General features: G+C 40.8%; 10 protein-coding genes, 1 other RNA gene and 3 pseudogenes. 4 read left to right on the plus strand and 10 right to left on the minus strand.

What is annotated here, in order from left to right; genetic code table 11:
• A pseudogene (locus ASL19_RS18400) lies at nucleotides 1-2,320 on the minus strand (hypothetical protein); the annotation flags it as partial.
• 393 nt (nucleotides 2,321-2,713) lie between these two features.
• On the opposite strand from ASL19_RS18400, the pseudogene ASL19_RS01665 reads away from it, so the two are divergent.
• Nucleotides 2,714-2,983 (plus strand): annotated as a pseudogene (locus tag ASL19_RS01665) (Uma2 family endonuclease); the annotation flags it as partial.
• A gap of 164 nt (nucleotides 2,984-3,147) precedes the next feature.
• On the opposite strand, the gene ASL19_RS01670 reads toward ASL19_RS01665, so the two are convergent.
• The 6 genes from ASL19_RS01670 to groL form a co-directional block, all read right to left on the minus strand.
• Nucleotides 3,148-3,924 (minus strand): D-Ala-D-Ala carboxypeptidase family metallohydrolase, encoded by a 777-nt coding sequence (locus ASL19_RS01670; RefSeq protein ID WP_006278503.1) that lies wholly within the window; start codon nucleotides 3,922-3,924, stop codon nucleotides 3,148-3,150.
• A 73-nt stretch (nucleotides 3,925-3,997) separates the two neighbouring features.
• On the minus strand, nucleotides 3,998-4,714 hold the full coding sequence (gene rnc, locus ASL19_RS01675; protein WP_057177024.1) for a ribonuclease III: 717 nt from the start codon (nucleotides 4,712-4,714) through the stop codon (nucleotides 3,998-4,000).
• 30 nt (nucleotides 4,715-4,744) lie between these two features.
• An RNA gene (rnpB, locus tag ASL19_RS01725) (RNase P RNA component class A) lies at nucleotides 4,745-5,120 on the minus strand.
• Nucleotides 5,121-5,156: 36 nt separating this feature from the next.
• A complete protein-coding gene (locus tag ASL19_RS01685; protein ID WP_040009976.1) occupies nucleotides 5,157-5,873 on the minus strand; it encodes a hypothetical protein in 717 nt (238 codons plus the stop codon).
• A 31-nt stretch (nucleotides 5,874-5,904) separates the two neighbouring features.
• A complete protein-coding gene (gene corA / locus ASL19_RS01690; protein WP_235528899.1) occupies nucleotides 5,905-7,077 on the minus strand; it encodes a magnesium/cobalt transporter CorA in 1,173 nt (390 codons plus the stop codon).
• A gap of 103 nt (nucleotides 7,078-7,180) precedes the next feature.
• Entirely contained in the window at nucleotides 7,181-8,866 is a 1,686-nt protein-coding gene (gene groL / locus ASL19_RS01695; RefSeq protein WP_057177025.1) for a chaperonin GroEL, read from the minus strand.
• 242 nt (nucleotides 8,867-9,108) lie between these two features.
• Here groL and ASL19_RS01700 point away from each other — a divergent pair, with 242 nt between their 5' ends.
• On the plus strand, nucleotides 9,109-10,191 hold the full coding sequence (locus ASL19_RS01700) for an MraY family glycosyltransferase (protein WP_057177026.1): 1,083 nt from the start codon (nucleotides 9,109-9,111) through the stop codon (nucleotides 10,189-10,191).
• A gap of 66 nt (nucleotides 10,192-10,257) precedes the next feature.
• Here ASL19_RS01700 and fabG read toward each other — a convergent pair whose 3' ends face one another.
• Nucleotides 10,258-10,998 (minus strand): 3-oxoacyl-[acyl-carrier-protein] reductase, encoded by a 741-nt coding sequence (gene fabG, locus ASL19_RS01705; protein ID WP_057177027.1) that lies wholly within the window; start codon nucleotides 10,996-10,998, stop codon nucleotides 10,258-10,260.
• 73 nt (nucleotides 10,999-11,071) lie between these two features.
• Nucleotides 11,072-11,230 (minus strand): hypothetical protein, encoded by a 159-nt coding sequence (locus ASL19_RS18030; RefSeq protein WP_006278495.1) that lies wholly within the window; start codon nucleotides 11,228-11,230, stop codon nucleotides 11,072-11,074.
• A gap of 630 nt (nucleotides 11,231-11,860) precedes the next feature.
• Between ASL19_RS18030 and sds the strand changes: the two genes are divergently transcribed.
• The gene (sds, locus tag ASL19_RS01710) at nucleotides 11,861-12,832 is read left to right on the plus strand and encodes a solanesyl diphosphate synthase (RefSeq protein WP_006278494.1); all 972 of its coding nucleotides are present in this window, start codon (nucleotides 11,861-11,863) and stop codon (nucleotides 12,830-12,832) included.
• A gap of 88 nt (nucleotides 12,833-12,920) precedes the next feature.
• On the opposite strand, the gene ASL19_RS01715 is transcribed toward sds, so the two are convergent.
• On the minus strand, nucleotides 12,921-13,388 hold the full coding sequence (locus ASL19_RS01715) for a hypothetical protein (protein WP_057177028.1): 468 nt from the start codon (nucleotides 13,386-13,388) through the stop codon (nucleotides 12,921-12,923).
• 19 nt (nucleotides 13,389-13,407) lie between these two features.
• Between ASL19_RS01715 and ASL19_RS01720 the strand changes: the two are divergent.
• Nucleotides 13,408-13,895: pseudogene (locus ASL19_RS01720) on the plus strand (hypothetical protein); the annotation flags it as partial.

Genomic DNA, 13,895 nt, shown 5'->3' on the forward strand with positions numbered 1-13,895 from the left:
TTTGTCCATCGGGACTAAAACAGACACTTGTAATTCCACCTTCATGACCTTTGATGATGTTGCGATCGCTGATGGTGTCAAGAATAGTATTTAATGTATAAATGGGACGAACGGTTGGGTACTTATCCAGAGGATTGTTTTGAACTATGGATTTTAATAAGTTAGCATTACCCACAGCAGTAACCAGGGATAGTAGAGGGTCAGTTTGAAACTGGTCTAAAGCAATTAGTGCATCTTCTTCCAGCTTAGTTACCAGCTGAGCTTGTTCTTCAGCTTCCCTTTCTTGTCTAAGCTCTGCTTGAATTCTCTCTAATTGTGCTGATAACTGAGTATAATATGAACGTGCATACTGATAACGAATAAACTGCACTAAACAGTCGTGAACCAGTTGATATCTATCCCTCAGTGATTCTCGCACTAGCCATACTAAACCTGAACCAACGAAAATCTTCAAAACCAAATCTAGTTTATCACTTTCCACTGACAACTGTGTTATTATTTCCGCTTGAGTTTTCAAGGGTTTAGTTCCATTTTCCCCTGTGAGCAAGTATAAAACCAATTGAGCTGTTGACTCATTCTCAGGTCCACAACTTTTAATCACATCCTGCAAGAATTTTTCTAGTAGTTTCTGTTTACCACCAAATTGTTCATATTGCTCTAAAGTATCAATTCCCTCCTTTTCTAATTGTGCACCAACAATTTGTAGTTCTAGGGGTCTAACCTCTCCTAAATTGTCCCCCAACTCTTCAACTAATTGGTCAATTAATTCCATCTGTAACTCAAATTGGTCTTTGACCATTAGAGTTTGAATAATCCTCTTAGCCACTGCTTTAGAGAAGTTACCCAAGTAGTAACGAATAGTTTTGTCAAGAATGTTATTATTAGTAACTCTTAAATCTACTAGTCTATCTATCTCCAGTAAGTAATGTAAGTATTCCTCCCGCAGGGTAAGGATAATTTTAACAAATGGAATATCTAGGCAAGAGCGTAACAATTGATAAAATGTTCTTTTTTGCTCTAGGTTATTGGCAACAAAGAAAAATTCTTCAAGTTGGTCAAATATCAAAACCGTTAATAAATTTTTATCGCCACTGATGTTTAATAGTTTAATAATTCTCTCCTGTGGAGATAATCCATTAAATGTTTCTATGGCTATAGTTGATTGTAACTTGTTCTCTAGTTTATTTAATAATTGCTCCCATAATTCTTCTAACCAGTTTGTGTACTCCCGCAGAATAATAGGTAACAGCTGTCTATCATCAATAAGTTCCTGTTCCAGAATAGGAACTAGTCCCCCCTGAATAATTGAGGTTTTACCCACTGCAAATTGTCCGTGAATCACGACTAATGGATGTTCATTGTCTGATATTCTTTGCCATAACCTTTTGATATCTTCTTCCCTACCAAATGCCATAGAACGACCATTGGAACCATTAGTCCCGTTCATGATTGGGCGTTGGGGATTTAAATAGGATGATCCCAGGAATGCTCTTAACCCATACTGTTGTTCAACTTGTAGTTGCTCTTGTCTAACATAGAACGCCTCTAAATAATTACCGTGATCAAAGTATAAACTGGCCAAAGTTTTTAAAATCTCAATGTAGAGTTGGGGATCCTGGGGAGGCGCACTATGAGTTTTAGCGATTTCTAAATTTTTAATAGCCGTGCTAGTTTCTCCTAAACCAATTTGGGAACGAGCAATCAACAAGTGATATAAACCATCATCTGGTAAGATTATGTGGTCAACACTGGTTAAGATTTCTTGTGCATACTGTGCCTGCTTTTTAGCTTCTGACCATTGTTGATTTTCTAAAGCCGCTTCTGCCAAAAACCTGTGAATTTGAGCCAAACTTTTCACTTGGTTTTCTCCATTGTAGTAATTAGGTGTGCCAATAATACTACCCCAAGTTTCTAAATCTGGTGCAACTCTCAAAATTTTTCTCAGTATTTGATCATCTATCCAAATCAATAGGGGAAAGGTAAAGTTTTTTCTAAATTCTTCTCTAATTTGGTTGGAGAACTGTAAGATAGAGTCCAGGTTGTTAACAGTCTCCAGTCCAAAGACCATCAAAACTTCTGGATGTCTATCCAACGTTAGGGATATATTATCATAGAGACTTATGGCGGAATGAGGTAGAGTAATCTCCTCAATTTTGTTGGGCGATCTTTCCCGCAATTGCGCTGCTACTTGTTCGCGTAATTCAGCATCATTACAGTGCAAAAAAATCAGGGAAAATTGACTTTGGGAAAAATCAATTACTCGTAGGATAGTTTTGATCGGTTCATAGTGATGATTGGGAATATTTTCTAGATCATTCATTGTGTTGGTCTCCGGGAAAATCCTGTTGATTCCACTAAAATTAGATTGATATTAAATCGGGAATAGCAAGTTGTGATAGTTAAAAGCGACAAATGCGGTTTTGAACGATTAATCCAGCACGTTCCAGTATAGTTTAGTTGGTAGTGCAACAGCAATGGAGAGGATAATGTAGTTTGGATTGGGGAACGAACTTCATCATCTACATGCGATCGCATCAGACAGCCACCCATAAGAAAGGAATAGAAGTAGTGCACGAGTGCAATGCGCATACCTTATTCTTGTAGTTCACGAATTTTTGTAACGATACTTGACCTTTCCAAGTTTGCATAGGTTATAATTGATGCTTGTTGAGTAAAAGTTGAACAAAAATAGATCGTGACATCAGTTGTTAAAATAGTAAAAATGGATATGCCCCATCCTTTATTGGTGATTGAAGTGGTAAGTCCTAATCAAGAAAAGCGAGATTATCGTTACAAGCGTTCTGAGTATGCAGCACGGGGTATTAATGAATATTGGATTGTCGATCCGATGGCACAAAAGGTGACTGTTTTGGAGTGGCTGGAAGGTTTATATGAGGAGCAGGTTTTTACGGGTGATGAGGTGATTTTTTCCCCTTTGTTTTCTGAGGTGAAGTTAACTGTAAATGAGATTCTAAAAGGATAATTTAAGTGGGTGAGTGTAATTAAACACAAGATGAACGTAGGTTGAGCTGAGGAACGAACAAATGTACCGAAGATGCCATTTCAATTACTTTTAGCCACTGGGGGTGGAGATAAAACCATTACAGTCTTTCCCTGTAATCCCCCTAAACCATAACTACTTACAACTTAATAGGGGAAGATTACCCTACCACCGGGTCTTACATCAGCGTGAAAAAACCCCTTGTTTTTCCCCATAAACACCGCATCTCCCAACCCGGAAAAATTGGAAGACTTTAGGACCTCCCACAGTTTCTTGAAGTCTCCATTCATGGGAATCATATCTATGGCACGAAAGTAAAGATGCTGACTATTACGCGCACCACCTACGGAACTATTAACTGCAGGTGGGCGATACCCGGATGTAATTCTGATGGGTGAGCCAAATTTCTCCCTCACTGGCCCCCAGGTTTTTGCCACTCGGATGGCATTGGCTACATATTCCGCACTAGTAGGAACACGAGTACAGTCTTTGGTTGCTTCTCCCCAAGTTAACGGTATACCCTCAACTATATACTGGTTGGCATAAACTATTTTACCATCGGGTAAGGTCATGCTACGACCAGTGGGAGAACCTGCATCTGGATTAACTTTTAGGTCTAATTTAATCAGGTCTTCTCTGATCGCTTCTGTTTCTTCTTTGTCTTTTAATTCTAGTAGTTCCTGAGCAGTACCTATGCCTAAACCTAATGGGTATTGTAATTGATTTAATGTTTTAAATTCTGAGAATACTTGTTTAGTCACTGGTCCAACTAAACCATCTGGATCTATTTTGAGTAGTGATTGGATTTCTTTCACTAAGTCTGGATGGGCATCCATAATAAATATGGCTGGAGCTTTCAGTCTGACAAACTCACTTAGAGACCTAATCTCTTTCGGATTGATTGCAGGAGGGTTATCCGTCATAATTGCACCTTAAGAACTATAAAAATCGGCAAACTAATAAAAATATATCCTAAAAATGTACACAATCGTGTTTTCAAGTAACGCTTTGAGTAATTGCTAAATAGGCTACCTTAGCTGCTTCTTGTTCAGCTGCTTTGATTGATCTTCCTTTCCCCTGTCCGAGAATTTTCTCATGTAACCAAACCTGGGCCAAAAAACGTTCATGGGGATTCTGGGGTTGATTAACTTCCACGACCCGATATTCCGGTAACACCTTATATCCCGCTTGAGTCCATTCTTGTAGAGCAGCTTTATAATTTAGCTTAGCTGGATCTAAACGAATTTGCTCTGCTAGTTCCTGAAAATGAGGATCCAACCAAGGACGAATTAGGATTAAATTCTGGGTACTAAGATAAAGAGCACCTAATAATGCTTCAAATGCGTCTGCTAAACGAGACTCCTGCCCAACATTATCCGCTGTGGCACTACCTGCCACTAACAAATATAATTCTAAACCATACTCCCTGGCTAATCTAGCAAGAATGCGATCGCTCACTAGAACGGAACGGATAGCAGCAAAGTCACCCACACAGCAATCAGGATAGCTTTCCCACAGGACAACAGCTGCTACTAAACGAACAACAGCATCACCGACGAATTCTAGCTGTTCATAATTTGCCGATTCAGAAACAGTAGGGTGAGTAAGTGCCAAGTCCAGCAGTGGCCACTTAATAGGACTATTTGCTGATAATCCCAACTTTTGGATTAAACTTTCAAGTTGCCGTTGACGGCGAGGGTAAACGCGGGACATTAGTAAAAAATAGAATTACAAGTTTTAAAAAAGAGAGAGCAGCACATAAGCCGGGTTCTGTTCTCTTGCGAGGGTAGTTATCTGTCTGGGATAGTTGTTACCAACTACCTCAAGCGGCTCTAATTTGCCGAAACTGGTAAAAGACCAACCATAGTTTCTCTGGCCTTGCTCCCAACCGGGGTTTACCGAGCCAGTACCTCTCGATACTGCTGGTGCGCTCTTACCGCACCTTTGCACCCTTACCAACTCTAGAATTAGCATTCTGAAAACTGGCGGTATTTTTCTGTGGCACTTTCCTCACGATCGCTCGTACTGGACGTTATCCAGCAAGTTTGGTCTTTCGGGAGCCCGGACTTTCCTCAAACCGGTGTTAATCACCAATCTGCAACCACCTACGTCTACTCTCTCCCCTACCAGTTTAACCTTTTATTTACCTTTAAGGTCAACGTCTCTTATTCCAAGGTAGAGCATAAGTCCACGGTAGTTTTTCAATGGTAAAGGGACAGTTTATGATAGACACAGGTGGTATATTTGTACCAGAAGCTAAACCAGTACGTAACTCCGATATTCTTAATACCAACTGCAGGGAGAATTCTATTTTCTTTTTCCCTTCCATAAACTCCTTGTACCAACCCTGGAGATTTCTCTGTCCCTTGGTTACCGCTATATCAACTAATGGTTTGCTAACCTCATATACTCCGCTTTCCTTATTTCGTTTTAAAATATCCTCAGCAGTTACTGTTTCAGACATAGTTTTCTTAGGCGCGATAATTGTGGGAACCTGGGGAATAGCTAGGTCTCGGATCATATCTGGAGATTGGCGAATAACACGACGGGATTTTTTACTCTGTTCAAATACCCAGGAACTATTATCCCAGTCCACATATACAGCAAAAGTTTCTGACTTGTTTTCAATGCTGATGGGTAATTGTCTTAAATTATCTTTAACTTTCTCCAAGGAATAGGTTCCCCCTCCACAGGAAATTGCTATTTCGTTGTCTAGGTTTTGCTCCTTTAATTGTTGGGCGACAGATTCTTTCTCAAACTTGAGCATGATCATATCATCAATTGATGTGATCATCCGGTTGAAGGTGTAATATAGGCATAGAATATAAACCATCAACAAAATCAGATTTTGATCACCACTTTGTAATACCATAGAATTATCTATCCTCACCAATAAATCAGACTTATTTTTGATTAATTTCAAATGAATTAGTTAACCAACCTCGACGCCAAAAAAACAACATTAAACTACTGGCAATCACTGCCATTAATCCCAGACAAAAGGGATACCCCCAATACCAGTTTAGTTCTGGCATATTATAGGGCGATTTTTCGGTACTAAAATTCATGCCATATACTCCTACAACAAATGTCAAGGGGATGAAAATAGATGAAATTACCGTGAGTAGCTTCATAATTTCGTTCATTTTGTTACTCACAGCCGACATATAAACATCCATTAAGCCCGAAACCAATTCTCGGTAATTTTCTACCATATCCAGGACCTGGACTGCGTGATCATAACAATCTCTTAGGTAAATACTTACCTCTTGGCTAATCAAGTGGCTACCATCACGAATGAGGGAACTAATCGCATCCCTTTGAGGCCAAATTCCTCTTCTTAGTTGTAATAACTCTCGTTTAACTTGATATATTTGCTTTAAAGTTTCTGATGTAGGATTAGTAATTACTTCTTCCTCCAGCTCAGCAATACGCTCCCCATACAATTCTAAGACTGGAAAAAAACCGTCAATAATGGCATCTAATAGAGAGTAAGCCAAATAATCACTTTTCTCTCCCCGGATAATACCTTTATTCTTATTAATTCTTGCCCTGACACTGTCGAAACAATCATGCTCTGATTCTTCTTGAATGGTTAAAACATAATGGGTTCCTAGGACTAAGCTAACCTGTTCACTATAAAAACTACGATTATTGGTATTTGGCACAACCATTCGGGCAATTATCACCAGTTGTTCTTCATAATCTTCAATCTTGGGTCGTTCTGCCATATTGACTACGTCTTCCAAAATCAACGGGTGTAAATCAAAAGTTTGTCCCAAGCGATGAATTACATCCCGATTTCCTAAACCTTGGACATCCACCCAAGAAACGGACTGTGTCCGGAGGTAATCACTACATTCTTCTGGATTGATGATTCGCCTTTCGACTAAATCAGTTGAGTTGTAATCCATTAAAACAATTTGTGGTTGTTGGGCATCCTCATGAATGATAATCGTCCCTGGAATAGTGCCTGGTTGATGATAATATTCCTGAGTAAAGGATTTACCGGTTTTTGCACCATCTATACCTCGATTACTCCTGTTATTCCCAGAGCGAGCATGTTTCTTATTCATCGGAAATTTCACCTAATTTTTAGTGACAAGTGGTGAAAAAAACAAAAAAGTTTGTCTTATAAAAAAGACAAACTATGAAAAATTTTACCTTAAAGGGCGGCAATTAAAACATTCCCATGCCACCCATGCCACCCATACCGCCCATACCACCCATACCGCCCATGCCAGGGTCGGGTGCAGCGGGGGCTTTCTTTTCTGGTTTTTCCACTACTAAAACCTCGGTGGTTAACACCATACCTGCAATAGATGCAGCGTTTTGTAATGAGGAACGAACTACTTTAGCGGGGTCAATAATCCCAGCGGCAATCAGGTCTTCAAATTCACCAGTAGCCGCATTGTAGCCAATATTAAAATCGCTGTTGCGAACTTGAGAAACAATTACAGAACCCTCCACACCTGCATTGTTAGCAATTTGACGTAGGGGGGCTTCTAGGGATCTTTGGACAATTTCTGCCCCAATTTTTTCTTCCCCATCCAAAGTGTCTTTAATTGCATCTACTTTTGCAACTAAATGAATTAGAGTTGTGCCACCACCTGGAACAATCCCTTCTTCTACTGCTGCTTTAGTAGCATTTAGCGCATCCTCAATTCGCAGTTTACGGTCTTTTAGTTCGGTTTCCGTAGCAGCACCGACTTTGATAACTGCCACACCGCCAGCTAATTTAGCAATCCGTTCTTGCAGTTTTTCCGCATCATAGTCAGAATCCGTTTCTTCTAGCTGCTTACGAATCTGGGCAATCCGTTTTTGGATTTCCGGTTTGTTTTCACTACCAGAAACAATGGTGGTGTTTTCCTTATCTATGGTTATTTTCCGAGCTTTCCCCAGCATTTCTAGGGTTGCTGTATCCAGACTCAAACCAATTTCTTCGGAAATCATTTGCCCATCGGTGAGAATGGCAATATCCTGTAACAAGGCTTTACGACGTTCACCAAAGCCGGGAGATTTAATAGCAGCAACGGCTAAAACTCCCCGTGCTTTGTTGACTACTAAGGTTGCTAAAGCATCTCCTTCCACATCTTCAGCAATAATTAACAAAGGCTGACCCAACCGGGCTACTTTTTCTAATATTGGCACCAGGTCCTGAATACTACTGATTTTCTTATCTGCAATTAGAATGCGGGGGTTATCAAATTCTACTGTCATCCGGTCATTGTTGGTAATGAAGTAGGGAGAAATGTAACCTCTATCAATTTGCATTCCTTCTACCACTTCCAATTCCGTTGTTAAGGATTTGGACTCTTCCACGGTAATGACACCATCTTTGGTAACCTTGGCCATGGCCTGGGCTAACATCTGGCCTACTTCTTCATCATTGCCAGCAGAAACTGTGGCAACTTGAGCAATACTGGCAGTAGGAGAATCTAATTCGCTGTCTTCTACCGGTTTAGCAATTTTGGCAATTTCCTTGACTAGTGCTTCTACGGTTTTATCTATACCCCGTTTCAATGCAATGGGATTTGTACCAGCAGCTACGTTTTTTAATCCTTCCTTAACTAGGGCTTGTGCCAGCACGGTGGCGGTTGTAGTTCCATCTCCAGCTACATCCTTGGTTTTGGAAGCCACTTCTTGAATTAGTCTGGCCCCAGTATTTTCTAGGGGGTCTTCCAATTCAATTTCTTTGGCTACTGTAATGCCATCGTTCACAATTTGGGGGATACCAAATTTTTTTTCTAACAGCACATTACGACCCCTTGGTCCCAGGGTGATTTTTACCGCATCCGCTAATGCGTTAATACCCTTTTCTAGAGCCCGACGTGATTCTTCATCAAATGCAATGATCTTAGCCATGGTTGATCTTTTCCTTAGTTTCATTAGACAATTTAGCACTCTTAATTCAGGAGTGCTAACTGTGCCGCCTATTCAATTTAGCAAATAGTTACCAAAAATGGGTGCAGCTGTGGGAGGTAAGCCAGAACGCCTATCTGGCACTCACTTTTACCGATCAACTTTGTCCTGAGCGTTTTGGCTAAGGCTATACTATTACAGTTGGTACTGGTCTGGCAAACTAATGGTTATGGTTATGGGGGGAAATGAATATAGACAGCTCTCTTAAGGCTCTTGGTATTGCTAACCCTAGTGGCACCGGCTGGTTAGCAGTGGTATTTACTTTTATTTTGGCTTGGCTCATAACCTGGGGTTCAATTCCCACTGTTCGTCAATTTGCCCTCCGGGTCGGTTGGGCTGACCAACCTAATGCCCGACGACTCAATCGGGAACCTTTACCCAATGCGGGAGGCCTGGCTATCTATGCCGGCGTAATTGCTGCTGTGGTCTTTGCCAGTCTTTTCCGACCTATCGAACTCCAGGGGGTTTTAGCCCAGGTTCTCACAATTCTTTTGGGTGGATCTATTCTTGTTTTGGTTGGGTTTATAGACGACCAGTTTGGTCTGCCTCCATTTATTCGGTTATGGACACAAATTATTACTGCCCTGTTATTGGTGGCTAATGGTATGAGTATCAAGGTGATGTTTGGTACTCCTATTGATTCCTTTTTGTCTACAGCTCTCACTGTTTTATGGATAGTTGGCATTACCAATGCCGTTAATCTCATGGACGGTATGGATGGTTTAGCTGGTGGCATTAGTTTTATTACTGCCATGAGTTTGTTGGGGGTCTCTGCCCAGTTTGATAATCGAGCCGCAGCAACTCTGGTATTGGCTGCACTGTCGGGGGCAGCTCTTGGCTTTTTACGCCACAACTTTTACCCCTCCCGCATTATTATGGGTGATGCTGGAGCCTATTTTTTAGGTTATGTGCTAGCTGCTACAAGTATATTAGGTAAATTACAGGAAAGTACCATTTATTCTCTTATACCAACGGTTTTGTTTTTGATGTTGCCAGTTTTAGATACTACCCAGGTTTTTATTAAACGCCTCCTAGCAGGAAAAAACCCTCTCAGTACTCCTGGTAAGGATCATTTACATCATCGTCTATTGGCTTGGGGTTTTTCTCAACGACGCGCTAGCTTGATATTATGGTCATTAACCTTGTTCTTTAATATTTTAGCTATGTCTATACAAGCTATGACTTTACCTGTAATTTTTGCTTCCGCATCCGCTATTGTTTTATTTATGTCCTCTACTTTAATTCCACGGGTTCATAGTAACTCTTGATTGGGTATCCATGAATCCTATTACTCAATTTGGGCTTGCTATGACGCAGGCCCTATCTTCTGAATTTTAAATTACCATACCCCCATCCACGTTAAATACTTGTCCAGTAATATAGGCAGCAGCGGGATCCGTGGCTAGAAAGCTTACCATTCCTGCAATTTCTTCCGGCTTGCCAAATCTCCCTAAAGGAATGTACTGCAGGATTCCCTCCGCCTTGATTTCACTGGTCATGTCCGTTTGGATAAAACCTGGGGCAACTGCATTGACTGTAATACCACGGGATGCTAATTCTTTAGCAACGGTCTTGGTAAAGCCTATTACCCCCGCCTTGGCTGCACTGTAGTTGGCCTGCCCTGGATTGCCCATTTGCCCCGCTACAGAAGATATGTTAATTATTCTCCCCGATCTCTGCTTGAGCATAATCTTGCTCACAGCTTTTGTACATAAAAATACACCTGTCAAATTTGTATCTATTACCGCCTGCCAGTCTTCTAATTTCATCCGCAGCAATAGGGTGTCACGGGTAATACCCGCATTGTTTACCAGCAGATCAATTCGGTTGAACGTTTCTAAGGTCTTGTTCACCATGTCCTCTACCTGACCCGCTTGGGAAACATCCGCCTGCAGAGCGATCGCTTCTCCCCCTAATGCTATAATCTCAGATACTACTTTCTCCGCAGCAGTACTGGAGCTAGCATAGTTAACTACTATTTTAGCTCCTTTCTCTGCCAGTTGGAGGGCGATCGCCCGGCCGATACCTCTCGATGCTCCTGTAACAATTGCAACTTGATATTTTACTGATGTCATTGGGTGTTTTTGAATATTGGTTAACTGCAGTATTCAGAACCACTAAGTAGGTGTTCTGGCTACAACTATAATATTAACCAAGTTCAGCAACCTTTTTGTCGAGCTTTGCTTGCTTTTGATGTTGTCCGGGAACTCTTTCTGTGCGAGACAAACTCCCGGTGCTTCGTTTAGCCAGAGCTAACAACAAATAGACAATTAACAAGTATCCGGAAGCTAAAATAAATATCATCATAGGCACATTCTCATAATTCATTTTTAAACCATCCCAACCCCCAAAAAAACATAAAGTTAGAACCGTTACTAACTACAGAGCCTATTAGCCCAGCTGAAACCACACTATCTACGTGGGAAAGTATTTTTCCCACATCAAAATTGTCGGAATAAACTTCCTGATTTCGCGGACAACAATTTATTTTGTACTCACATACGCCATGAGCAGAATTACCTACTGATGAGGAATTTCTTCTCGGAAGTGAATAGCTCAAAAATTTAAAATTTCTAGATTTTAGTCTAACATGAGGAAATAAAATTTGTGCAAAATTTTGAGTTTATTTTTCAGTTATGACCATAGTCACCTGCGTCAAGCCCTACTTGCAAGTCTAGTTTGAATTTTTACCAACTTTACACAGATATATAAGTTTTTAAGCTAATAAAAGAGATAAAATATGGTTAACCAAGTTTAATTTCATCGAGTTTTAACTTTAAACAACTAAAAGCAAATGGTAACCAGGGATACAAAAAGCCAGGAAAAGTAACAATTGTGGTCAACTATTAACCGATAACTTTGCGGCCTTGATGGTTTATCTTAAAATGAGTAAAGAATATGTAAACTTTCGCAACTAAAGTCAGAGTCCGCCCATCCATGACCCCAGCCACCTTCCTGTTTACCCCTGTGGAAGCAGACCTGCGAATACTAGCAGATAACCTGACACAGCTAGTTGGAAATCGCCACCCCATTCTCTATGCAGCAGCTGAACATTTATTCGGTGCTGGGGGTAAGCGTATCAGACCAGCCATTGTTTTATTAATATCGCGGGCTACAACGCTAGAAGAAGACATCTCCCTAGGTCACAGACGATTGGCTGAAATTACAGAGATGATTCATACAGCCAGTTTAGTTCATGATGATGTAGTGGATGAATCAGATATACGTAGAGGAGTGCCTACAGTTCATAGTTTGTTTGGCAATCGCATTGCAGTGTTAGCTGGAGATTTTCTATTTGCCCAATCTTCCTGGTACTTGGCCAATCTAGATAACCTAGAGGTAGTGAAACTGCTTTCAGAAGTAATCATGGATTTAGCGGCTGGAGAGATTCAGCAAGGGCTAAATCGCTTTGATACTAATCTGTCGATAGAAACTTACCTAAAAAAGAGTTATTACAAAACGGCTTCATTGATTGCCAACAGTGCTAAAGCCGCTGGAATTTTGAGTAACGTATCTTCAGAAAGTGCTAACAACCTATATAATTACGGTAAGGATTTAGGTTTAGCCTTTCAAATAGTAGATGATATTTTAGATTTCACTGGTTCTATGGATACTTTGGGTAAACCAGCTGCATCGGATCTCAAAAGTGGTAATCTAACTGCACCGGTTTTATTTGCCCTGGAGGAGCAACCGTCTCTGGAAGTACTAATTGAAAGAGAGTTTGCTCAAGAGGGGGATTTAGAGCAAGCTGTGAAGTTGATTTCTGATAGTCAAGGGATACCCAGAGCTAGAGAATTAGCGAATCACCACGCCAATCTAGCAAAGCAACATATTGCAGACCTAGGACCCTCTGAATCAAAGCAAGCATTAATTAACATGACGGATTACGTACTAAGTCGTCTATACTAAGCAAGTTTGGATTTTAGCTGGGAGACTGGGATTCCCCGTTCTTATGGTGGCCGCGAGCTGCCTACCCAGCTCTCAATTTTACCATTCATCAGGCTATGTTTGTGGGGGGGGGTAAGTGTTGCTGTAGGGTCTGTTGAATCATATTTTCCAGATCTGCACGTCTTACTTCCACAGCGTTGGTGTTAGTTCCAGGGGTTTCCATAAAAACTATGCTATCTACTGGTGTTATTGCCAACAGTTGAAATAAAATATCAATTATAGGTATGGGTTTAGCTACTACCTGGGGTTTAATTTCTATGTGTGAAGAGCGAATAGCATCGTTTAGTCTAGGAAAGGCGTAAATTACCTGCTTTTCTAATTCTGGATTGGCTTTGTTGCACAGTGTAGTTGAAACCCAAGATCCTTCAGAATTTTGAAGGATGTAGTATCGCGGGTGTCGAAGATTTTTCGCAGCCACCCTTAAAACTGGCGCGATGGTCGCCACAAGTTTTGGTGTTATGCCATCTTTCGGCGCATTCTGAATCAGTAATTGAATTTGTTTTTCTAAATTTGTCATAATTTTTAAAGTTACGAGTATGAATTCAACGGTAACATCAATTAATAAGGAGGATCGATCTATTGGAGTGGAGGTGATAGAAGTAATATTTGAATTTCTTCTGAGGGAACTCCAGCAGTGCACCAAATCGACAGAAAAAAACTGTCGCAATATAGCAGTGCGAATTGCCAGTGAAGTAATGAGAATTTGCAACGAAAGCAAACGCATTCAATCCTCCGGCGAAATAGAAAGCTCTGCCACCACCTTGGCCCGATATAGACTGCAACAGTGCTTGCGGTATTACCAATTAGGATCTCATAGAGGTAGGGTAGAACTACACAGTGTGTTAAGTTCAATCGTATATAGATATATTAACTTACCCCAAAGGCAATTGAGCTATCAGGGGAGAATGATTGCTATAGAGGACTTCCTGCAAGGTTTTTATTTGGAGTCTCTAAACGCCTTTCGCCGCGAGAATCAGCAACCACCTGACTATCGTCCTCAAACTCTCCTAGAGTTAGCAGAATA

It is taken from the genome of Cylindrospermopsis sp. CR12, assembly GCF_001432185.1.
In the GTDB taxonomy this organism is placed as follows: Bacteria; Cyanobacteriota; Cyanobacteriia; order Cyanobacteriales; family Nostocaceae; genus Raphidiopsis; species Raphidiopsis raciborskii.

Bases quoted from the DNA above. Each gene is read 5' to 3' on its own strand.
- ASL19_RS01670 (WP_006278503.1), bottom strand. From the start codon at position 3,924: ATGACGGATAACCCTCCTGCAATCAATCCGAAAGAGATTAGGTCTCTA.
- rnc (WP_057177024.1), bottom strand. From the start codon at position 4,714: ATGTCCCGCGTTTACCCTCGCCGTCAACGGCAACTTGAAAGTTTAATC.
- ASL19_RS01685 (WP_040009976.1), bottom strand. From the start codon at position 5,873: ATGGTATTACAAAGTGGTGATCAAAATCTGATTTTGTTGATGGTTTAT.
- corA (WP_235528899.1), bottom strand. From the start codon at position 7,077: ATGAATAAGAAACATGCTCGCTCTGGGAATAACAGGAGTAATCGAGGT.
- groL (WP_057177025.1), bottom strand. From the start codon at position 8,866: ATGGCTAAGATCATTGCATTTGATGAAGAATCACGTCGGGCTCTAGAA.
- ASL19_RS01700 (WP_057177026.1), top strand. From the start codon at position 9,109: ATGAATATAGACAGCTCTCTTAAGGCTCTTGGTATTGCTAACCCTAGT.
- fabG (WP_057177027.1), bottom strand. From the start codon at position 10,998: ATGACATCAGTAAAATATCAAGTTGCAATTGTTACAGGAGCATCGAGA.
- ASL19_RS18030 (WP_006278495.1), bottom strand. From the start codon at position 11,230: ATGATGATATTTATTTTAGCTTCCGGATACTTGTTAATTGTCTATTTG.
- sds (WP_006278494.1), top strand. From the start codon at position 11,861: ATGACCCCAGCCACCTTCCTGTTTACCCCTGTGGAAGCAGACCTGCGA.
- ASL19_RS01715 (WP_057177028.1), bottom strand. From the start codon at position 13,388: ATGACAAATTTAGAAAAACAAATTCAATTACTGATTCAGAATGCGCCG.